The sequence below is a fragment of the Afipia dichlorophenoxyacetatis genome (genome assembly GCF_055386385.1).
The window spans coordinates 668806-690451 of the sequence record NZ_AP029250.1 but is presented as its reverse complement, the minus strand read 5'-3'; the positions used below and the strand labels follow the sequence as shown (position 1 = coordinate 690451).

Below are 21646 nucleotides of genomic sequence, written 5' to 3'. Positions count from 1 at the left end.
ATCGGCGGACCTTTGAAAGGTCCGCCGCGTCCAACGTGGAGAGCTGACTTTGCGCTCGTTCAGATGCTTTGTGCTGCTTGCGCTCAGCTTCATGATGCTTGCCGCCGTGGAACCGGCACACGCACTTGATGCGATCAGCGTCCGCAGCGATGCGCCGGCTATCGATCTGACCGGCGTACTGGAGTTCCAGCGCAGCGACACCGATCGCATTCAGGTTTCCACCGCTCCCGGAACTGACGGCATCGTGCGCCGCATTGAGGTGCGCGCACGCGAGGGCGGACAGAATTGGGTCGTCTTCGCATTGACCAACAACACCGACGATCAGCTCGACCGTCTGATCGTGGTGCCGCATTATCGCATCGTGTCATCGGGCTTGCTGTGGCCAGATCTCGGCCTGTCGCGCATCTCCACGATTACGCCGTCGACCGGCGACCGGCCCGAACGTCAAGACAGTGCAACCGCCGACATCTTCCGCGTGACGCTCGATCCCGGCGCCGTGATCACGTTCGTCGCCGAATTGCGCACCGACAAGATTCCGCAGCTCTATCTGTGGGAGCCGGAAGCCTACAAGGACAAGGTCAACTCCTTCACCCTCTACCAGGGCATCGTCATTGGCATCTCCGGACTGCTGGCGCTGGTGCTGACCATCCTGTTCGTGGTGAAGGGCAGCATCATGTTCCCCGCTGCCGCGGCGCTGGCATGGGCAGTGCTGGTCTATATCGGCGTCGACTTCGGATTCTGGGGCAAGGTGTTCGACATGTCGGCAGGTGCGGAACGCATCTGGCGTGCGTCGGGCGAAGCGATGCTGGCAGCGACGCTGCTGGTTTTCCTGTTTGCCTATCTCAATTTGTCGCGATGGCACGTGCGTTATTCGCATATCACCATGGGCTGGCTTGTCTTCCTGGGCGCACTGGTTGCCCTTGCGCTGTTCGATCCCGCCGTCGCGTCAGGCATTGCGCGCATTTCGCTGGCGATGATCGCGGTGTTTGGCTTCGTGCTGATCGTCTATCTCTCGACCCATGGCTTTGATCGCGCGGTGCTGCTGATCCCGACATGGTTCCTGCTTGTGGTCTGGGTCATCGCTGCAGGCATGACGGTCGCGGGCGGCGTGACTAACGATATCGTCGGGCCTGCACTGCTCGGCGGTCTTGTCCTTATCGTCATGCTGATCGGATTCACCGTGATGCAACACGCCTTCGCCGGCGGCAGCGCGGCTAACGGCATCGTTTCCGATATGGAACGGCGCGCGTTGGCGCTGACAGGATCGGGCGACCTGATCTGGGACTGGGATGTGTCCGCCGACAAGGTCTTCACCAGCCCCGAGACCGAGGCGCTTCTCGGATTGAAGCGCGGAGCATTGGAAGGCCCCGCCGCAAAATGGCTCGAAGTGCTTCATCCTCTCGACCAGGATCGCTTCCGCGCAGCACTCGACAGCGTGCTCGACCAGCGCCGCGGCCGCTTGGTGCAGGATTTCCGGCTGCGAACGCCGGACGGTCACTTCATGTGGTTCGCGCTGAAGGCGCGTCCCGTAGTTGGTTCTGATGGCGAGGTGTCGCGCGTTGTCGGCACGCTGACCGATGTCACTGAAATCAAGAATGCCGAAGAACGGCTGCTGCACGATTCCGTGCACGACAACCTGACCGGCCTGCCCAACCGCCAGATCTTCATCGACCGCATTAGCGCGATGTCGAATTTCGCCAAGACGACCACCAATCTGCGCCCGACCGTGATGGTGATCGACCTCGATCGCTTCAAGCAGGTGAACGACTCGGTCGGCATTGCTGTCGGCGATTCCATCCTGTTGACGCTGGCGCGACGCCTGACCCGCATCCTCAAGCCCCAGGACACGCTGGCGCGGTTGTCCGGTGATCAATTCGGCCTGATCCTGACCTCCGAACACGAGTCGACGCGGATCACAGCGTTCGCCGAAACCATTCGCAAAACCATTCGCGCTCCGATCTCCTTTGATGGCCGCGAAATCTTCCTCACTGCCTCGATTGGACTGGCTCTCAGCGACCCACAGACGCCGCTGAGCGACGAGATCATCAAGGATGCCGAGCTTGCGATGTATCACTCCAAGCGGATCGGCGGCGATCGTATCGACGTCTACAAGCCGGCGATGCGTGCGCGGAAGACCGATCGCCTCACGCTGGAATCCGAATTGCGCCGCGCCATCGAGCGCCAGGAGATCACCATTCTTTATCAGCCCATCGTGCGGCTGGAAGATCGCGCCATCGCTGGTTTCGAGGCGCTCGCGCGCTGGGATCACCCCAAGCTCGGACGGATGTCGCCCAACGAGTTCATTTCGATCGCAGAAGAAATCGGCCTGATCGTCGAACTCGGCCTGTTCGTAATGGACACCACCGCCAAGCAACTCGCCATCTGGCAGCGCGCGGTACGCTCTCGCGAGCCGATTTTCGCCAGTGTCAATGTGTCATCGCGCCAGTTGCTGCGTCATGACCTGATCCATGATGTACGCGGCGTTCTGTCGCGCTCAGCGGTCACGCGCGGCTCGCTCAAACTTGAGCTGACTGAATCCCTGGTGATGGAAAATCCGGAACACGCGGCACAGATGCTGCACCGGATCAAGGAGCTTGGCGTCGGTTTGTCCCTCGACGACTTCGGCACGGGACATTCCTCACTGGCTTACCTGCAGCGCTTCCCCTTCGACACCATCAAGATCGATCAGTCGTTCGTGCGCACCACCAATCGCGGCGCGCGGCCGGTGCTATTGAAGTCCATCGTCGCACTGGCGCATGACCTCAACATGGAAGTGGTCGCCGAGGGCGCCGAAACCGACTCCGATGCAGTGGAGCTCTATCAGTTGGGCTGCGAATACGCCCAGGGCTTCGCTTTCGGCGAACCGATGGATGCGGACGCAGCCATGCGGCTGCTGACGGGCGAGAAAGTCCAGAAGCCGCGCACTCGGCGGCAAAGCTTCCGCAATAAGCTCCTCTCGCCGGCGGCAACTCCCGCCACCGCGCCCTCACAAGAGGATCAGTCGGCTGCCGCACCCGAGTCCGGTTCGGCCTGATACGCTCTGGCGCGTCATGCGCCAGATGTATGTTCGAAAAAGACTAAGCGTGGCCCGCTTCGTTGGACAGCATGGCGAGATCGATACCGATCTTGTCCAACGCGCGACGGTATTTGTCTTCGACGTCGCGCCCAAAAATCAGGTCAGGATCGGCGGGACAATGAAGCCAGCCATTGTGCTGGATTTCATTTTCCAACTGCCCCGGCGCCCAGCCGGCGTATCCAAGTGCCAGGATCGCATGCTTCGGGCCGGCACCGGCTGCGATGGCTTTCAGGATGTCGAGAGTAGCCGTAAGGCAGATGCCGTCGTCGATCGGCAACGTTGCATTCTTGATAAAGAAATCGCTCGAGTGCAGGACGAAGCCACGGCCGGTGTCGACCGGCCCGCCCTTCATCACCTTCATCATCTCCGCGCTGTCAGGAAGCTTGATGTAATCGGACTTGTCGATGATATCGAGCTGCATCAGCAGTTGCGGAAAATCGATACTCCCCGCCGGGCGATTGACGATGATACCCATGGCGCCTTCCGATGAATGCGCACAAACATAGATCACCGAACGCGCGAAGCGCTCGTCGTCCATCACAGGCATGGCAATTAACAGTTGACCGTCGAGGTAGCCGCTTGACGCATTATACGCACTATCCGCGGCCATCTTGCGACCTGCGGCGAGCTTTTCAGGCTTCTTGCGCGTGGTGTTCATTCCGAACGACTCTCACCGTATCCACTTATCCTGATATTGGGCGTCAATTCTGTCAATCAAGCGTCCGGGACATTAAGAGTGCTAACGCCTGATGGTTCTCTCCGGTTATTCTTTAGTCGCGAAAAAGACCCGATCACGAGCAATTCAATGGTTCACTGGTACCTCGCCTTGTAAGGACGCGTATGGCTTTTATAGTTCCCCCGCGCATTTCAAAGTTCGCCGGCGCGACAATCGCCTGCCTGATGTCGATGGGTGCCAACGCGCAGGATACCTCGCCTTGGGTGAACGACACCTACTCAGCCGTTCGGCTGATCGCAGGCTCCCGGAGCGGTGCCGCCTTTCTTGGTGGCATCAGCTTCCAGCTGCAACCGGGTTGGAAAACCTACTGGCGAAATCCCGGCGATTCCGGCGTGCCGCCTCGGATCGATTTTTCGAAATCCGAAAACGTCGAATCCGTCACAATCCTGTGGCCTGCCCCGAAGAAATTCCCGGATGGAGCCGGCGGCACGTCGCTGGGGTACCAGAAGCACGTCATCCTACCACTGCGGATCACCGCCAAGCACGCTGACAAGCCGGTGACGTTACGCGCCGCGATCAACTACGCTGTTTGCGAGAAGATTTGCGTGCCGGTCGAAGCCAATGCCGAACTCGTCTTTGCCAGCGTCGCCAGCACCGAGGACAGCGTGATTACCGCCGCGCTCGACACCGTACCAAAGCCCATGAAAATCGGCGACGCCGGCCCCTTGACCGTGCTGAACGTGAAGCGCGATGGCAAATCCGTGTTGGTCGATGTGGCCGCGACGGACAATCAGCAAAACGTCGATCTGTTCGTGGAAGGGCCGACCCAGGATTGGGCACTGCCCATTCCAAAGCTGGTCGAACGCGACGCATCCGGCATTATGCGTTTCAGCTTCGACCTCGACGGCCTTCCACCGGGGGCCAGCCCTGACGGCGCTGCGCTGAAATTGACTGTGGTTGGCTCGGACGGAGCCTACGAATTCAACACCACCCTGCACTAACTAATCCTGTTTTCGGAGTGCGTCGGGACGTGCAAGGCTGTGGTGCCTGTCATCAACCTCGTTTAAATACTCATTCATTGATCCAAGGAGAATGACCATGACGATTAAAGTTGGCGACCATCTGCCCGAGGCCAAGTTTCGTGTGATGACCGAGGAAGGTCCTCAGGTCAAAACCACCGACGATATCTTCAAGGGCAAGAAGGTCGCGCTGTTTGCCGTCCCCGGCGCCTATACCGGCACCTGCCACAAGATGCATATGCCGAGCGTTTTCCTGAACGCCTATGCTATCAAGGCCAAGGGCGTCGACACTATCGCGATCGTTTCCGTCAACGACGCGTTTGTCATGAACGCCTGGAAGCGCGACACCGACCAGCGCGATGAAGGCGTCTTCCTTGCAGACGGCAACGCCGATTTCACCAAGGCGATCGGCCTCGAGCTCGATGCATCCGGCAACGGCCTTGGAATCCGTTCGAAGCGCTACTCGATGCTGGTGGACGACGGCGTGGTGAAGATCTTCAATCTTGAGCCTGCTCCGGGCAAGGTCGAAGTCTCCGGCGGCGATACGCTGCTCGGACAGCTCTAATCTAGATTTTGGACTGTGCGTTGTGCCCGGCCTCGTGTCGGGCATTCGCGTTTCTGAGGGATTGGCTCAGCGACAGTAGGCCCCGAGAGCCGTTACTTGTTGCGGTGCTCGGCCAGCCCGTCACGTGCCAGTTGATCCGCGCGCTCGTTCTCCGCGTGGCCTGCGTGGCCCTTGATCCAGTGCCAGCGCACCTCATGCTCTTTCAGAGCCGCATCGAGCCGCTGCCACAAGTCGACGTTCTTCACTGGCTTTTTGTCAGCAGTGCGCCAGCCATTACGCTTCCAGTTGTGAATCCAGCCGGTAATGCCCTGACGCACATACTGGCTATCGGTCGTGAGATCGACCGACGCCGGCCGCTTCAGCGCTTCCAGCGCTGAAATCGCCGCCAGCAATTCCATGCGGTTGTTGGTGGACGGGTTCTCCCCGCCCTTCAGTTCTTTTTCGACATCCCCGAAACGCAGGATCGCTCCCCACCCTCCCGGCCCCGGATTTCCGGAGCAGGCACCATCTGTAAAGATCGTGACGTGGGGCAGCGTGGCGTCGCTCACGCGGCGAACCCGGAATGCTCGAAGCCGTAATCGGTCATGCTGGTCACGCTCTGATGGAATCTCAGCTTGCGGACATATTCGAGCGGATCCTTCGGCTTGACCAACGCGCCCGGCGGCACGTTGAGCCAGTCCACCAGCCGCGTCAGCAGGAAACGCATCGCAGCGCCGCGCGCCAACAATGGCAACGCCTCCTGCTCTGCCGCGGACAGTTTGCGCTCACGCGTATAGGCATTGAGGAAGGCACGCGCTTTGGTCACGTTGAAAGAATGATCGCTCTCGAAGCACCAGGCGTTGAGACAGATCGCAACGTCATAGGCCAGCGTGTCATTGCAGGCGAAATAGAAATCGATCAGGCCGGAAAGCTTCTCGCTGAGGAACAAAGCATTGTCAGGAAAAAGATCGGCGTGGATCACACCCTGCGGCAGTGAGTTCGGCCAATGCTTCTCGAGATGATCGAGTTCGTTCTCAAGCAGCGCACACAGCCCATGCTGCACGCTGTCAGCGCGTGGAGCAGCCGCATCGAACAGGGAGCGCCAGCCCGACACCGACAGCGCGTTGGCGCGCGACATGGAAAAATCAGCGCCCGCGAGGTGCATTTGCGCGAGCGCCTGACCGACGCCGGCACAATGCGCCACATTCGGCTTGCGCGGCCACGCCCCCTCGAGAAAATCGATGATGGCCGCCGGCCGACCGGCAAGCCTGCTCAACGCCTCGCCCCGCTTATTGAGCACGGGCTGAGGACAATTGATGCCATGGGAAGCAAGATGACCCATGAGGCCAAGGAAAAACGGGAGATCGTTCACTGCGACGCGCTTTTCATAGAGCGTCAGAAAAAAGTAGCCCGCGGTCGTGTGGAGCAAATAATTTGAGTTCTCCACGCCCTCGGCGATGCCCTTGTAAGAGAGCATTTCGCCGATGTTGTAAGTGGAGAGGAAATCCGCGAGTTCTTCGGCGGTGACGTCGGTGTAAACCGCCATGTGAAAATTACTCCGCGGCGTCGTTCCGCAGCGGACGCGGCAGCGGGAAGAATTCGTTTTCCTGGGCAGCGGACACGGTTTCAACGCTCAGTTTGTAGTGAGCGGCAAACGCATCCATGATTTCCTCGACGATCACCTCCGGCGCCGAAGCGCCTGCAGTGATACCAAGACGCTCGATGCCGTCGAACATCGACCAGTCGAGTTCGGAGGCGCGCTGCACCAGCACCGAGCGCGTGCAACCTTCTCGCTCGGCCACTTCACGCAGGCGCTGGGAGTTCGACGAATTCGGCGAGCCGACCACCACCATCGCGTCCACGTTCGGCGCGACCTTCTTCACCGCGAGCTGGCGGTTGGTCGTGGCGTAGCAGATGTCTTCTTTGTGCGGGCCGTCGATGTCCGGGAAGCGTTCCTTGAGCACCGCGACGATTTCCTTGGTGTCGTCGATGGACAGCGTCGTCTGCGTCACGAAAGCCAGCTTGGAAGCATCCTTCGGCTGGAACGTCCGGGCCGCTTCCATGGTTTCAATGAGCACCACCGCGTCCTTGGGTAGCTGGCCCAGGGTTCCGACCACCTCAGGGTGACCGGCATGGCCGATCAGGATGATCTCACGACCGCGTTTGAAATGGATCGCCGCCTCGCGGTGAACCTTGGTCACCAGCGGGCAAGTTGCGTCCAGGGTAAAGAAATTGCGCTTGTCCGCCTCGCTCGGGATCGCCTTTGGCACGCCATGGGCCGAAAAGACCACCGGCGCCTCGGTATCGGGAATTTCATCCAGTTCTGCGACGAAAATAGCCCCTTTTTCGCGCAGGCTTTCGACGACATAGCGGTTATGCACGATCTCGTGACGGACATAGACTGGCGCGCCGTAGAGCTTCAGGGCGCGTTCGACGGTGTCGATGGCCCGGACCACCCCGGCACAAAAGCCCCGAGGCGAACAAAGCACGACTGTGAGGGATGGTTTCTGCGCTTCAGGGGTCATTTTAAGCCGGAATCAAGGGTTTTGAGGACTAATTATACGGGACTTGGGGCCGCACTCCCCCATCTGTCAAGGCCAATCCGGACCATTGCACGGTCTGGCCTCGGCAGACTATATAAGAACGAATTCCCGTCATCGCTGATGACCAGACGGCTTTACCCTCCGAAAAATCCGGCGGGCGAAGCGTAAAGGAGATTTGCCATGAGCAATGCACCGCTGATGCCGAAGGCGACTGCCGTGTGGCTGGTTGACAATACCGCGCTGACATTCGACCAGGTCGCCGAATTTACCAAGATGCACCCCCTCGAGGTCCGCGCGATCGCCGACGGCGACGCCGCGCAGGGTATTAAGGGCATGGACCCGATCTCGACCGGGCAGCTCTCTCGCGAGGAAATCGAGCGCGGCGAGGCCAATCCGGACTATCGCCTGAAACTCGGCGAATCCAAGGTTGTGCTGCCTCCTGTCGGCAAGAAGAAGGGTCCCCGCTACACCCCGGTTTCGCGCCGTCACGAGCGCCCCAGCGCCATCCTCTGGCTGCTGCGCAGCCATCCGGAACTCAAGGACGCGCAGATCATGCGCCTTGTCGGCACCACCAAGACGACGATCGCAAGCATCCGCGACCGCACCCACTGGAACGCCTCGACGCTGACGCCGATGGATCCGGTGACGCTTGGCCTGTGTTCGCAGATCGAACTCGATTTCGAGGTGCAGCGCGCCGCGAAGGAGAAGCCGATTAACCAAGAATACGGTGGAGCGACGCTGCTGCCGGCCTCAGAAACCACCCGTAAAGACGAGCCGCTTGAAAGCACCGCGGCTTCCGACAAGCGGCGTGATGACGCTGAAGTGGATGCCGTGTTTGCCAAGCTGAAGACCCTTGGCGGCAAGAAGCACGACGAAGACGAGAACAACTAAGCGCAAACGCGACAATTGGACGTTGATCAAACGCGGCGGATATCCCGCCGCGTTTTTGTTTGTAGCGCCTTATTCGCTACTTCCCCTTGGCCTTGGCCTTGCCCTTCTTTGCCGCGGCGCGTGCGTCGGCAATGGCCATCTTGAACTGCTCCGCGGTCAAACCGCCCGGCACGCGGAACGAGCCAACGACGAAGCCGGGCGTGCCAAGAAATCCGAACGCCTGGGCCTGTTCGGTATTGCGCTTCATGAGCGCATCAATCGCAGCCTTGTTGGTGTCCAGATCGGCCTTCGCCTTGGCGACGTCCACTCCTGCCTGAGCAAGCGTCTCTTCAATGGCTGCTTCGGTGAGCTTGCCCGTGCGGCTGATCAGCGCGTGGTGCGCGGCTTCATATTTGTCCTGATATTTCGTCGCATGCACCAGGCGGGATGCATAACCGGACGGATCGCCGAGGATCGGCCAGTCCTTCAGGACCAGTCGCACCTGCTTGTCGTCGCGCAGCACTTGATCGAGCACTGGCGCGATCTTTTTGCAGTAGGGGCACTGGTAATCAAAATACTCGACGATGGTGATATCGCCCTGCGGATTTCCCAGCGCCGGAATATCGGCGTCACGCAACACGCTTTCCTTAGAGAGCACATCGTCCGGCGTATCGGATGCTGGTGTTGGCGCGGGGGCTCCTGTGACGGCACCGGCCCAGAGTGATAAAACAATAATGGCGCCGATGCGGGCAGCAGCCTTGAAGTTCATGATCTAGGTTCCCGGTCACGTTCGATTGCCGGGGACCTATAACAGGTTTTGAGCCAAATGCGCGCTCAATGTCACGATGGCACGCGTCGCAGTGCTTAGACTCAAAGCGGTCCGACGACCGCTCAGTGCCTATTGTTCAGCATATCTTCAGCGAGGTTGCGATGCGCCCGCTCGATGCCCGATCCACCGGACGCAGCACGGCTGGCTGCGACATCACGATCCTTACGGCAGGCGACGTAAGCCGCCGAGCCCGGCTCACCGCCGTTGGTGCGGCAATAGGCATCATCGTCCACTGTGGCAACCGGCGCGGCCTGCCGTTCGAACTGCGCGCATCCCGCCAACAACAAACCTGTCGCGGCAAGCACAAAAGCAAATCGCAGCCTTTCTTTACGCATAAGCAGTCCTGTCGGGTAACCTTGGTGGCATTGTTCGTGAGCGATTTATCGGACCATCACGGCAATGTCACGGCGGATCTGGACCATTCGGGGCTTATTCAAGCGCAATATCGCCATCGACAGTGAATGACAGTGCGACGCCTCCAAGCGTGAGCACCATCTTTGCCTGCAGCGTTTCGTTGCCTTTGAGGAGCCCACTGGACACTGCCTCACGCACCGATTTTTCGATTTCGCGCTGGCTGGTCACGCCCACGGTCTTGAGGAATTTTCGCAGACTGGTGTTGAACACGTCTTCATTCATCGCATCCTCCTCAGTTATCCGTGTTGCATCGACGCGCGTGTATCTAAACGCGGCCACTCAGCGCGGTCTTGATTTCCTCCAGCACCATCGGGTCCTCAATGGTTGCGGGCATCGTCCAGGGATCGCCATCGGCGATCTTCTTGATCGTGCCGCGTAGGATCTTGCCCGACCGCGTCTTCGGCAATCGCGTCACAGTAATTGCGAGCTTGAATGCGGCCACGGGGCCAATTCGTTCGCGCACCAGCGCGACAATTTCCTTCTCAACATCCGCAACTGGCCGCGTCACGCCGGCTTTCAAGACGAGGAAGCCACACGGCACTTCGCCCTTCACCGCATCCTTGATGCCCAGCACCGCGCACTCGGCAACATCGGTATGCGAAGCGAGAACCTCCTCCATACCGCCGGTAGAGAGACGATGACCCGCGACATTGATGATATCGTCGGTGCGGCCCATCACGAAGATGTAGCCGTCATCATCCTTGTATCCGGCATCGGACGTTTTGTAGTAGCCGGGAAATTCCGAAAGGTAAGCCTCGCGAAAGCGTTCGTCCTGCTGCCACAGCGTTGGTAAGCAAGCAGGTGGCATCGGCAACTTGATGACGATGGAGCCCATGGTGTTGGGCGGTAACGGGCGCGCCGCCTCATCGACCACATCGACCTGATAACCGGGCATCGGCACCGTGGGCGAGCCATGCTTCACCGGAAGCATGCCGAGGCCAACCGGATCACCTGCAATGCACCAGCCTGTCTCCGTCTGCCACCAGTGATCAATCACCGGCACCTTCAGTTGCTGTTCCGCCCACTCCACCGTCGGCGGATCGGCGCGCTCACCGGCGAGGAACAGTGTGCGGAATTTCGAAAGATCGTACTTACGGATGAAGTCGCCGTTCGGATCTTCCTTCTTGATCGCGCGAAACGCCGTCGGCGCCGTGAAAAAGGCCACGGCCTTGTGCTGCGAGATCACATCCCAGAACGCACCGGCATCCGGTGTGCCGACCGGTTTGCCTTCGTACATGATGGTTGTCGCGCCGTGGAACAGCGGCGCATAAATGATGTAACTGTGACCGACCACCCAACCGATGTCCGAGCCACACCACCACACTTCACCCGGTTTGACACCGTAGAGATTGAACATCGACCACTTCAGCGCCACCGCATGGCCGCCATTGTCGCGCACAACGCCCTTGGGCACGCCGGTCGTTCCCGACGTGTAAAGGATGTAGAGCGGATCGGTCGCTTTCACCGGCACGCAGGCGGCCTGTTTGCCCGCGTCGAGTGCGGCCTTGCGCAATTCCGCCCAATCATGATCGCGGCCGGCTGTTAGCTCGCAGCGCTCCTGCGGGCGCTGAAGAATAATGCAGGCCTCCGGCTTGGCCTTCGCAAGGCCAATCGCCTCGTCGAGCAGCGGCTTGTATTTGACGATACGGCCCGGTTCGAGACCGCAGCTTGCCGACAGAACAAGTTTCGGTGCGGCGTCGTCGATGCGCGCGGCAAGTTCTTTCGCGGCAAAACCACCGAACACCACCGAATGGATAGCGCCGATGCGTGCACAGGCCAACATAGCCATAACGGCCTCTGACACCATGGGCATGTAGATGATGACACGATCACCTTTGCCGACGCCAAAGTCAGTGAGTACCGCCGCGAGCGCCTGCACTTCCTTCAGCATATCCTTATAGGTAAAGGTCGTGATCGTATTCGCCAGCGGCGAATGATGGATCAACGCAAGCTGATCGGCGCGGCCATTTTCGACATGACGATCGAGCGCATTGTAGCAGGTGTTCAGGACACCGTCGGCAAACCAGCGGCCGTAAACGCCTTGCTTGGCATCGAAAATAGTCTTGGGAAATTCGATCCAGTCGATGTCGCGCGCCGCCTCGCCCCAGAAGCCCTCCGGATCGCGCATCGCGCGCGCGTGGACTTCGGCGTAACGGCTGTCGGATATGGCATTCATCAAGCGATCTCCCGGATCTTTCTGGTGCACCCGGCGGCTTGATCCAGCCCAAGCGCACTATTTTCCGACAAGCTAAAAGACGGAGCTCACTGGAACAAGTGCGCACATGACGATAATTCGTCGGGCGGATCAGGCCTCGCGTTTCGGCCTTCCAGATTATTTCGCACAATCCTTCGCGCCGGCTGCGCATGCGGTCTTTGCCGGCCGCTTCAACGGCATCTGCGCACCGATCCGCTCAATTTCGAGTGCAAGTGCCTTGCGATGCGTGGCTGCAACTTCCAGGTCGGGATCAAGACGGAGCGCAGCCGTGAAATCCGCCAGAGCACGACGGCGATCGCCTTTTTCGTGCAGCGCGACGCCGCGATTGTTGTAGGCCAGCGCAAGTTTGTCATCGAGCGCGATCGCCTTGTCGTAATCCCCAATCGCTAGATCAGTATCGCCCTTGAGTTGATAAGACGTGCCGCGGTTCAGATAGAAACTCGCGGTCGGCTTCAGGCGAATGGCTTCATTGTAATCCGCAATCGCGCGATCGTAGGCGTTGTTGTGCGCGTAGGTTTGGCCGCGGTTGTCGTATAGCTCCGCGGAATTGGGATCGAGCCGGATCGCTTCACTTTGATCGTCGATTGCAAGATCATAGCGCCGGACCTTTTTAAAGGCACCGGCCCGATCGCTTAACATCGCAATCGAGTGGTCGAGACGCACAGCTTCGGTGTAGTCGCGCACCGCGAGGCGGAATTGCTTCATTAACCCGAACGCTACTGCGCGACGCGCAAACAGACGCGCGACGTCAGGTTTCAACCGGATCGCGGCGTCGTAGTCGTCGATGGCATTTTCATAGCGCTTGGCACCGACCCAGGCATCCCCGCGAACTTCGAAGGCTTCTGCATTCTGAGGATCGAGGCGGATCGCCTCGCTACTGTCCTCGCGCGCGCTGTCGAAATCGCCCTTGGCGTGGTTGCTGCGCGCACGCATCACCAGCGCCGCGACGTGCTCCGCTGCGATAGTGGCGTTGTCCATGGGAGCGACCGCCGGGGCGCTGTCCGGCTTGGGCTGATCTCCTCCGGTTACGCCGCCTGCAGTCTCCGCAGCGACGGGAGCAGGCGAGACATCCGCGGCCTGTTGCGCATGAGCCGATGGCGCGAACAACACCGCCGCCGAAACAACAGCCATGGCCAACAGCATTCTGCCCGCGCGATGCCTCATGTCAGATGAATCGGCATGCGAAGTCTTAGCTCAGAGAGCCTGTGCGACACCTCGGGCTTAGACATTGGTATAAGACTCTCTTAAAAACCGCGAACATATTGCTGCATCGCAATTATCCAGGGCGAGCGTTCTCCCGTCCAGCGCGTTTTTTTAGTCCAAATTGCCGCATGCTTGGCTGCTGTGCTCTGGCCTGATCGCAACTTACCGAATACGCTCCCCGGCCAATTATGAATCCGGCACAAGCCGGTAATACCGGGAGGCTATGTCCATCATGTTCAAGTCTGTTAACCGCGTTACATCTTTGTCTGTCGGAGCCGCGCTTTTGCTTGGCGCCTCCGCGGTCCATACCGCAAGCGCTGCCCCCTTCATGATCGTCGGCAACGACGAAAAGGTCATGTGGGATGGCGACGGGAAAGTGGTGCTGTCTGCTGCGGGCAAAGATTCGGTGGTGATCGTCGATCTCGCCAATCCGGAAAGCCCGAAGATCGTCGCGACACTTCCGCTCAAGAATTCTGTGGTCGGCCCTCCGGTCAACGTCGATATCGATCCCACCGGATCGGTGGCACTGGTTGCGGACTCGGTGGATGTCGCCAAGGACGGCGATGCACTGAAGCAATCGCTGGATAACAAGGTCTATGTCATCGACATGAAGGCCAACCCACCGAAGCTCGCCGGCACCGTGACCGCCGGGAAGCAGCCCTCGGGCCTGAGCTTTAGCCCCAACGGCAAGATGGCGCTGGTTGCTAATCGTGGTGACAACTCCATCACGGTGCTCTCGGTGAACGGCACAGACGTGAAAGTCACCGACACCATCCCGATGGGCGACAGTGTCTCGCAAGTGGTGTTCACACCGGATGGCAAGCGTGCGCTCGCCACCAAGTTCACGACGCATAAGCTTTCAGTGCTCGATATTGCCGGCGACAAAGTCACCTACAACAAGGTCGATCTGATGGCGGGCCTCTGGCCCTACAATGTCGTCGTGACCCCCAATGGCAAGCTTGCGCTCACTGCGGACAACGGCAACGCAGGCTCGTCCGATGGCAGCGTCGATACCGTCAGCGTTGCCGATCTGACGCAAAATCCGCCCCGCTTCATCGATCGCGTTGTGGTCGGCGACGGGCCGGAGGGCATCGCGATGAGTCCGAAAGGCAACCTTGCCGCGGCGGCTATTCTTCGTGGCTCCAACATGAAGAATCTGTTCTTCCACAAGAAGAACGGCAGCGTCTCGATCCTGAAGATCGACGGCAACAAGATCACCAAGACCCAGGACATCGAAGTCGGCGGCCTGCCGGAAGCAGTGCTGTTCACGCCGGACGGGAAGTACATTCTGGTCGGAAATTACATTGACAGCGATTTCTCGATTCTGAAGGTCAACGGCACCAAGGTCACGGACACCGGCAAGCGCTTCAAGGTGCCGGGACATCCTGCATCGGCCCGCATGGGTCACTGATTAAAAACTAGTACAGTGTGTCGCCCCAGCCGTGGGGCGACACACCACATTGCATTCGAGACGGCGAACACTTTTCTAAGCGAACTATCAAGGGATTTGACGACAATGCGCATCAAGACTTCTTCCGGACCCACACGGCGCTCCGTTCTCCTCGGCGGTGCAGCCGCGATTGGCGCGACACCATTTTTGATGCGCAGCGCGAAAGCAGACACCTGGCCATCGCGCCCCGTTAAATTTGTCGTCCCGTTCGCAGCCGGCGGCACTACCGACATCCTCGGGCGCCTTGTCGCGCAGAAACTCTCGGAAGAGTACGGCTATCAGTTCATCGTCGAGAATAGGCCCGGCGCCGGCGGCAACATCGCGGCTGACTTCGTCGCAAAGGCAGATCCGGATGGATACACCTTCCTGATCGGCACGCCCGGCACGCATTCAATCAACAAATTTGTTCAGAAGAACATGCCCTATGACCAGCTCAAGGACATTCAGCCGGTCACCATCATCGCAAGCGTGCCGAACCTGATGTCGGTCAGCCCGGATGTGCCGGCGAAATCAGTCGCAGAATTCATTGAGTTCGCGAAGTCGAAGCCCGGCCAGTTGCTGTACGGCACACCTGGCCTCGGCAGCACGGCGCATCTCGCAACAGAATTGTTCAAGTCGATGACCGGCGTCGATATTGTCCACGTCCCCTATAAGGGCAGTGCACCAGCCCTGACCGATCTGGTCGCAGGCCGCGTCCATGTCATGATCGACAATCTGCCGGCCGTGCTTCCATTCGCGGAGAATGGCAATGTGCGTCCGCTCGCGGTGAGCACCGCCAAGCGGTGGCCGCTGCTGCCGAACATTCCGACCATCGCCGAGGCCGGCGTGCCGGGATACGACGCCGCAGCCTTTTTCACGGTCGCCGCACCGGCCAAGGTCTCCAAGGACATCGTGATGAAGCTGAATGCCAGCGTGATCAAATACATCAAGTCGCCCGACGGTATCGAGCGCATCCGCAAGCTCGGCGGCGAGCCGATCGGCGGCACGCCAGAGGAAATGCAGGCCTTCGTGGTTGCCGAGATGGAGAAGTGGGGCAAGGTCGCGGAGTTCGCGAAGATCACGCCTCAGTAATTTCTGGCCCAGCGGGCGGCAGGCGAACAAACGCGGCCGCCCGCCAAGCACCACAGACGCCCCCAATGCGCGATCGCCAGGAACATTTTCGCGGGGGGTGATATTGTCGAAATCATGGCGCCCGCGATTCGGACACAGACAGCGAAACGGCCGAACCGGGATCGGCTCATTATTGTCAGCGCCATCCTGATCGCATTGGTCGCCGTTTCAGCGCTCCTCCTCCTGTACACAATCGAACAACCGCCGGACAACGCACGCGTCGTAGTGGACGAGCAGCGGCAGACCTACGCCAGCACGCCGTGCGTCTTGTTCAACAAGCTCGATCGTGAACTGATCGCGAACCGCAGAGAGATCAGTGATCCTTCAAAGCCCCTTCAGCTTCTCTCCTTCGCCAACGAAAAAACGATGAGCGAGGTGAGGGCCGATCCGAAATGGACCCGCGATAAAGCGTGTAATTACGCCACCGGCTTCGACCAGATTGTCACGGTCTGGATGCGCCTTGTCGGCTATCGCTCCCGCTGGTCGGACGACGGGCAATGGCGCTGGTAGGCTGAACGGAACACACTTTTCAAACCAATGTTGATGTAAAGTCTCATTTTCGCGTCACCCTCCATTCTGCCGTTTCCACCTGAAACGATTTAAGGGCCTCCGTCGTGAGTTCGACGACCGACAAACCTGCCAAACGTTCATTCCTCACAGCCGAGGGCATCGCGGCGCCGTTAAAGCATGCGGTTTTCCGGCGGATTTGGCTGGCGAGTCTGCTGTCCAACCTTGGGTTGATGATCAATGGCGTCGGTGCAGCCTGGGCGATGACCCAGATGACGTCGTCCGCCGATATGGTCGCCCTTGTACAGACCGCGCTGATGCTGCCGATCATGCTGCTGTCACTGGCGGCCGGCGCGATGGCCGATATGTACGACCGGCGCGTCGTCGGTCTCGTGGCGCTGTCCATCGGCCTGACCGGCGCAATCACCCTGTCGGTACTCGCGCATATCGGCGCGATTACCCCCAATAGCCTGCTGATGTTCTGCTTCATGATCGGCAGCGGCATGGCGCTGTTCGGCCCCGCCTGGCAGGCATCGGTCAGCGAACAAGTTCCGCCGGACACTCTGCCCTCGGCGGTCGCACTGAACGGCATCAGCTACAACATCGCCCGCAGTTTCGGCCCGGCCCTTGGCGGCCTTATCGTTGCGGCAGGCGGGGCCGTCGCCGCCTTTGTCGCCAACGTGTTGCTCTATATTCCGCTCCTCACGGTGCTCTACCTGTGGCGGCGAACGCTGGAACCCTCACGGCTTCCGCCGGAGCGGCTGCGTCGGGCCGTCGTCTCCGGCGTGCGCTACATCGTTCACTCACCGTCGATCCGCATCGTGCTGTACCGGACGCTGGTCACCGGCATCGCCGGTGGCTCGGTGCTCGCGCTTCTGCCCCTCGTCGCCCGGGACATCCTCAAGGGCGACGCCCAGACCTACGGCCTGATGCTTGGCTGTTTCGGCATGGGCGGGGTGCTAGGCGCTCTGAACATTTCGAGCGTGCGGAAATATCTCAGCAGCGAACGCGCAATCCGCCTGTGTGCTCTGACCATGGGCATTGCTATTGGCGTTATGGCCCTGAGCCATCGTCCCGTACTGACCGGCGCCGCGCTGATCGTTGCCGGCATATCCTGGATGGTGTCGGTGACACTGTTCAATATCGGCGTGCAGCTCTCGACGCCGCGATGGGTCGCCGGCCGGGCGCTGGCCGCCTATCAAGCGGCCATTGCCGGCGGCGTCGCTATCGGAAGCTGGCTCTGGGGGCATGTCGCGAACGGCGTCGGGGTCGACAAGGCGCTGATGATCGCAGGAGCGACGATGTTCCTGTCTCCCCTGCTCGTGATCTGGCTGCGCATGCCGGCCGTCGAAGGCTCCGACCATGACCCGAGCGAAGCGCTCGCAGAACCCGAGGTAAACCTCTCCATCACCCCGCGCAGTGGCCCGATCGTCATTGAGGTGGAATATCGGGTGAACCAGGATCAAGCTCGGGAATTCTACGACCTGATGCAGAAGGTGCAGTCGACACGGCAACGCAACGGTGCCTATGACTGGTCGATTTCCCGCGACCTGGCCGATCCCGAACTATGGACGGAACGATATCACTGCCCGACGTGGCTGGATTATTTGCGTCAGCGCAATCGATCGACGCGGGCTGAGCGCGAACTGCATCTCAAAGCCATCTCATTCCACATGGGACCGGAACCGATCCGCGTGCGTCGTATGCTGGAACGCCCATTGGGCTCGGTGCGCTGGAAGGATGAGACGCCAGATCACAGCAAGAAGAGCACGCTGCCGATCACAACGTCCGCAGGCAGCGGCGTCTAACCGCCGCTCACTTGCCCGTTTTTGGCTCAGTCGTCGGCGTGCGCGGCTCGAACCAGCGGTTCGCACGCTCGAACATGCGCCAGTGGATCTTCTCGGTTTCTGCGAATTTTTCCGGAGACATCCAAGGCTTCATCGCGGCGAGCGCCTTGGCCCATTCGGCCCGATCCGGCTTCGGAACATCATCAAAAAGCTTGGACAGCTTACTCTGATCAATGCCTTTCGGCGACACGAACTGATTCATAATCAACGCCCTTGCCACGCGCCTTCATTCGCATTCTCGCGAACGATATATTTGAATCGATTCTCGTCCAAGGTGCGAGCACGAACTCTGCGCAAACTCCAAACGTCTGTTGATAACTCCGTCAGCCTTCCTGACTGATTCGAATCGGGAACCATTTGAAGCGCGCGATGTGCACGATGGCATGTCGCAAACGAGTCGGGCACTTCATGTCTGCTATGATCGGACACAGTGATTCCACGCCGGTATATTCGCGCGATTTTTCCCGAACGAGTCGAATGAGATGATTGATTTTACGACATTGATGGCAAGCCTTGCGAAGGACGGCGACGCGTGCACGGTCATTGCAACGGATGACTGGCTTCAGGGCCGGACCATCTATGGCGGTCTCGCGGCGGCGTTCTGCCTCGAGAGCGTATCGCGCCAGTTCGGCGACTTGCCGCCATTACGCTCTGCACAATTTTCGTTCGTGGGTCCTGCCGCCGGCAGCTTGACCATCCGGCCGACCGTCCTTCGCAAAGGCAAATCAACCATCTTTGTCGGCGTGGAGCTGACGGGCGATGCCGGTCTCGCCACTCGGGCAACCTTCTGCTTTGGTGCGGCGCGGCAGTCTGCGATCGAATACGGGAAACTCGTTGCACCGAATGTGCCAGAGCCTGACGCCTGCCAGCATTTCTTTCGCAAGCTTCCTGGACTTAACTTCGCACAACATTTCGATGGCCGGCTGGCCGGTGGCAGCTTCCCGTTCAGCGGCGCGGACGATCCCACCATCGCATTGTGGATGCGCCATCACGATGATGCGGAACCCAATTCAACCACCGCACTCCTTGCATTGACCGACGCCCCGCCGCCGGCAGCATTGTCGCTGTTCAAGGAATTCGGTCCGATCAGCACCATGACGTGGTCCATTGATTTCCTCACCGACAAGCTCGAGACAACGAATGGCTGGTGGCTGATCAGGACCCAGGCCGAAAGCGTCCTGCACGGCTACTCCAGTCAGGGGACCGTTGTCTTCAATGCCGCACGCCAGCCCGTGCTTGTCTCCCGGCAGAACGTGGCGGTGTTCATGTGAGGCAAAGCCGCCGGCTGCCATTGCTGATCTGCATCGCCATTGCCGCAGCAACTGTGGGGCTGTCCGCCGACGGTCGAGCGCAAAAAGCGACCAACGCACCCAAGGCGGCAGCCCCCGCTAACCCGGTTACCCCGCAGCGGATGGCGGAATATCGCCGCAAGCTGGCCGAATATACAGCCATTCGTCAGGCTTTCGACGAGGAGGCTGCGGCCTATTGGTCCGCCATCAGCGAGAAGCGGAAGATAAGAAACGGAAAGCGACGTAGCGGCGACCCCATTGCCCTCGACAACTACGTGCTGACCCAGCCCCCGGTCTACAGCGGCCCGCCGAAGCCGGTCGATCCGTCCGCGCCTCCGACACCACCTTCCGCGCGCAGGCCAATTCCGGTGGTTGCGGACTTCCTGCAGAACGCGTTGGAACATTTTCAATTCACACCGCACAAACCCGCGAGCGAGATCGAATTCAAGCGCGCCTACGCCAAGGTTGCTTCAAGCTTCGGCCTGACCAGGGATCAGGCGGTGCGCGTCTATAGCTTCGAGGCCGGCGGCAACGGCAAATACGATGTGCAGGCAGGGCTTGAGAAGCCGGGCGGGCGGGCGATTTCCACCGCGCTTGGTTACAACCAGTTGCTGACCACCAACACTATCGATCTGCTGTCCGAGCACGGGGGTCTCATTCTCAAATCCCTGCGCGACCAGCTTCAGCAGGCAACAGGCCCCCGCAAGGCTGAGCTGGAGCGGAAGATCGCCATCGTCCAGCAGATGGTGGCCTTCTGCAAAACCGTGCCCAACGAATGGAGCGCCCACGAAAAACTCGGCGTCACGCCACGTGGCATCGCCGTGCATGCCCTCAATCTCGACATGGATGTCGGGCCGATCCTGCAGACGATGAAGCTGATGGACTCGGTCAATTTTGCGCAGCGTAAAGGATACATGACGCCGCTCTCCGCCGCAGAGCTGGAGATGATGAACCTGACCGGCGACGGCAACGGCTTCGACATGGTGTCGATGCCGGACGCCATGCGCTCTCAGGTACCGACATCGAATTTCTTCCAGCGCACCGGCTACGAACGCAATCCCGTTGCGATCCGAAACAATGTCGTTTCCAAGCTTCTGGCCGCGACCAACGCCAAGATGGATCGCGACATGATCCTGCCGGGGGCGAAGGACCTGGCTGCGGCCTTTTAAGTTAGACGCCATCCAGAATAATAATCGTCGGCGCTTTAGGCAACGTATCGAGCGAGATCGAGAAAGATCGCTCCTTGCGAAGATCGACCTCGAATTGCCCGTTCATCCGGGCGATAAACTCCGAGAGCGGCGTGCTGAAACGATGCATCGGCAGAACAATCGATGCCCGAAGCCGCCGCGTGATCTCCGACATCCCATCGAGCGACAGCGTGTAAGTGCCATCGATCGGCACCATGACAATGTCGAGCCGGCCGATCGCGGCGTAACGGGCCTCGTCCAGCGGATGGTGCAGATGGCCGAGATGGCCAATGCAAAGTCCTGCGACCTCAAAGATAAAGATGGAATTCCCATCCTTCTGCATGATCGAGTCAGGGCCCAGGCCATAGCCGCGAATATCGGTCGGCACATTGCGGATGAAGACGTCTCCAACTGTGAGCGCATGCTTCTCGGGGCCGTCACCGTCGCTCCAGCCATGCAGCACGTACTTGATGCGCGGATCGGGATTGAGCGTGTAGTGCGTCGAATGCGCGCGATTCATCGTCACGATGTCAGGCGACTTGCCCGCGGTGTAGACACCGCTGAAGTCGGTAGCGATGGTGACGTGGCTCGGCGTTTCGATGACGTAGGTTGAATGCCCGGCATAGGTGATAACAACCTCGCCCTTCTCCGCCGCTGCAATGCGCAAGCTGACAAATTTGACGTTGGGAAGCGATTGAGCCACGGCCAGGCATTGGCTGGGCTGCGGCTTGTCTTGTGCAAACGCCTCGCACGACAAAACAAAGGAGACGAACGCAACGATCCAGCGCAAATAATGCATCGAAAGCTCCGCAGCCATTCGCTGACAAGCTTAAGCTACGATCCTCTCAGGAAGACTTTGGCAACGCA

General features: G+C 59.8%; 21 protein-coding genes. 10 read left to right on the top strand and 11 right to left on the bottom strand.

Annotated elements, in window-relative coordinates:
• Positions 1 to 49: 49 nt before the first annotated feature.
• The gene (locus tag ACZ5C3_RS03255) at positions 50 to 3034 is read left to right on the top strand and encodes an EAL domain-containing protein (RefSeq protein WP_464044516.1); all 2985 of its coding nucleotides are present in this window, start codon (positions 50 to 52) and stop codon (positions 3032 to 3034) included.
• A 43-nt stretch (positions 3035 to 3077) separates the two neighbouring features.
• On the opposite strand, the gene ACZ5C3_RS03250 is transcribed toward ACZ5C3_RS03255, so the two are convergent.
• Complete coding sequence (locus ACZ5C3_RS03250) at positions 3078 to 3734, bottom strand: YqgE/AlgH family protein (protein WP_464035218.1); 657 nt, start codon at positions 3732 to 3734, stop codon at positions 3078 to 3080.
• 182 nt (positions 3735 to 3916) lie between these two features.
• Between ACZ5C3_RS03250 and ACZ5C3_RS03245 the strand changes: the two genes are divergently transcribed.
• Together ACZ5C3_RS03245 and ACZ5C3_RS03240 are read left to right on the top strand one after the other, a co-directional pair.
• Positions 3917 to 4753 carry a protein-disulfide reductase DsbD domain-containing protein gene (locus ACZ5C3_RS03245; protein ID WP_464044515.1) on the top strand — a complete coding sequence of 279 codons (837 nt, stop codon included), beginning with the start codon at positions 3917 to 3919 and terminating at the stop codon, positions 4751 to 4753.
• Between the two features lie 97 nt (positions 4754 to 4850).
• Positions 4851 to 5336, top strand: coding sequence for a redoxin family protein (locus ACZ5C3_RS03240; RefSeq protein ID WP_464035216.1), 486 nt, complete (start codon positions 4851 to 4853; stop codon positions 5334 to 5336).
• A 92-nt stretch (positions 5337 to 5428) separates the two neighbouring features.
• Here the strand turns inward: ACZ5C3_RS03240 and rnhA are convergent, their stop codons facing one another.
• From rnhA to ispH, 3 genes are read right to left on the bottom strand one after another with little or no spacing between them, the layout of a single operon-like run.
• The gene (gene rnhA, locus ACZ5C3_RS03235; RefSeq protein WP_464035214.1) at positions 5429 to 5884 is read right to left on the bottom strand and encodes a ribonuclease HI; all 456 of its coding nucleotides are present in this window, start codon (positions 5882 to 5884) and stop codon (positions 5429 to 5431) included.
• A complete protein-coding gene (locus tag ACZ5C3_RS03230) occupies positions 5881 to 6861 on the bottom strand; it encodes a homoserine kinase (RefSeq protein WP_464044513.1) in 981 nt (326 codons plus the stop codon). Before ACZ5C3_RS03230 ends, rnhA begins: the two co-directional genes overlap by 4 nt.
• Before the next feature lie 7 nt (positions 6862 to 6868).
• Entirely contained in the window at positions 6869 to 7840 is a 972-nt protein-coding gene (gene ispH, locus ACZ5C3_RS03225; RefSeq protein ID WP_464035212.1) for a 4-hydroxy-3-methylbut-2-enyl diphosphate reductase, read from the bottom strand.
• Between the two features lie 198 nt (positions 7841 to 8038).
• Here ispH and ACZ5C3_RS03220 point away from each other — a divergent pair, with 198 nt between their 5' ends.
• Positions 8039 to 8749, top strand: coding sequence for a DUF1013 domain-containing protein (locus tag ACZ5C3_RS03220; protein WP_464035210.1), 711 nt, complete (start codon positions 8039 to 8041; stop codon positions 8747 to 8749).
• 76 nt (positions 8750 to 8825) lie between these two features.
• Here the strand turns inward: ACZ5C3_RS03220 and ACZ5C3_RS03215 are convergent, their stop codons facing one another.
• The 5 genes from ACZ5C3_RS03215 to ACZ5C3_RS03195 form a co-directional block, all read right to left on the bottom strand.
• Entirely contained in the window at positions 8826 to 9497 is a 672-nt protein-coding gene (locus ACZ5C3_RS03215) for a DsbA family protein (RefSeq protein ID WP_464035209.1), read from the bottom strand.
• A gap of 122 nt (positions 9498 to 9619) precedes the next feature.
• Entirely contained in the window at positions 9620 to 9892 is a 273-nt protein-coding gene (locus ACZ5C3_RS03210; RefSeq protein ID WP_464035207.1) for a hypothetical protein, read from the bottom strand.
• Between the two features lie 94 nt (positions 9893 to 9986).
• Positions 9987 to 10193, bottom strand: coding sequence for a DUF6494 family protein (locus tag ACZ5C3_RS03205; protein ID WP_464035206.1), 207 nt, complete (start codon positions 10191 to 10193; stop codon positions 9987 to 9989).
• 43 nt (positions 10194 to 10236) lie between these two features.
• Positions 10237 to 12147 carry a propionyl-CoA synthetase gene (locus ACZ5C3_RS03200; protein WP_464035204.1) on the bottom strand — a complete coding sequence of 637 codons (1911 nt, stop codon included), beginning with the start codon at positions 12145 to 12147 and terminating at the stop codon, positions 10237 to 10239.
• Between the two features lie 156 nt (positions 12148 to 12303).
• Positions 12304 to 13317, bottom strand: coding sequence for a tetratricopeptide repeat protein (locus ACZ5C3_RS03195; RefSeq protein WP_464035202.1), 1014 nt, complete (start codon positions 13315 to 13317; stop codon positions 12304 to 12306).
• 304 nt (positions 13318 to 13621) lie between these two features.
• On the opposite strand from ACZ5C3_RS03195, the gene ACZ5C3_RS03190 reads away from it, so the two are divergent.
• The 4 genes from ACZ5C3_RS03190 (at position 13622) to ACZ5C3_RS03175 (ending at position 18264) form a co-directional block, all read left to right on the top strand.
• Positions 13622 to 14800: a YncE family protein gene (locus tag ACZ5C3_RS03190; RefSeq protein WP_464035200.1), complete on the top strand. Its 1179-nt coding sequence runs from the start codon at positions 13622 to 13624 to the stop codon at positions 14798 to 14800.
• A gap of 105 nt (positions 14801 to 14905) precedes the next feature.
• Positions 14906 to 15910 (top strand): Bug family tripartite tricarboxylate transporter substrate binding protein, encoded by a 1005-nt coding sequence (locus tag ACZ5C3_RS03185; protein WP_464035199.1) that lies wholly within the window; start codon positions 14906 to 14908, stop codon positions 15908 to 15910.
• Between the two features lie 114 nt (positions 15911 to 16024).
• On the top strand, positions 16025 to 16459 hold the full coding sequence (locus ACZ5C3_RS03180; RefSeq protein WP_464035197.1) for a hypothetical protein: 435 nt from the start codon (positions 16025 to 16027) through the stop codon (positions 16457 to 16459).
• A gap of 104 nt (positions 16460 to 16563) precedes the next feature.
• Positions 16564 to 18264, top strand: coding sequence for an MFS transporter (locus tag ACZ5C3_RS03175; RefSeq protein ID WP_464044512.1), 1701 nt, complete (start codon positions 16564 to 16566; stop codon positions 18262 to 18264).
• Between the two features lie 7 nt (positions 18265 to 18271).
• On the opposite strand, the gene ACZ5C3_RS03170 is transcribed toward ACZ5C3_RS03175, so the two are convergent.
• Positions 18272 to 18505, bottom strand: coding sequence for a hypothetical protein (locus ACZ5C3_RS03170; protein ID WP_464035195.1), 234 nt, complete (start codon positions 18503 to 18505; stop codon positions 18272 to 18274).
• Between the two features lie 280 nt (positions 18506 to 18785).
• Here ACZ5C3_RS03170 and ACZ5C3_RS03165 point away from each other — a divergent pair, with 280 nt between their 5' ends.
• Positions 18786 to 19574 carry a thioesterase family protein gene (locus ACZ5C3_RS03165; protein WP_464035194.1) on the top strand — a complete coding sequence of 263 codons (789 nt, stop codon included), beginning with the start codon at positions 18786 to 18788 and terminating at the stop codon, positions 19572 to 19574.
• Positions 19575 to 19714: 140 nt separating this feature from the next.
• Positions 19715 to 20761, top strand: coding sequence for a hypothetical protein (locus ACZ5C3_RS03160; RefSeq protein WP_464038244.1), 1047 nt, complete (start codon positions 19715 to 19717; stop codon positions 20759 to 20761).
• A 1-nt stretch (position 20762) separates the two neighbouring features.
• Here ACZ5C3_RS03160 and ACZ5C3_RS03155 read toward each other — a convergent pair whose 3' ends face one another.
• Positions 20763 to 21578 carry an MBL fold metallo-hydrolase gene (locus ACZ5C3_RS03155; protein WP_464035192.1) on the bottom strand — a complete coding sequence of 272 codons (816 nt, stop codon included), beginning with the start codon at positions 21576 to 21578 and terminating at the stop codon, positions 20763 to 20765.
• Positions 21579 to 21646: the final 68 nt, after the last annotated feature.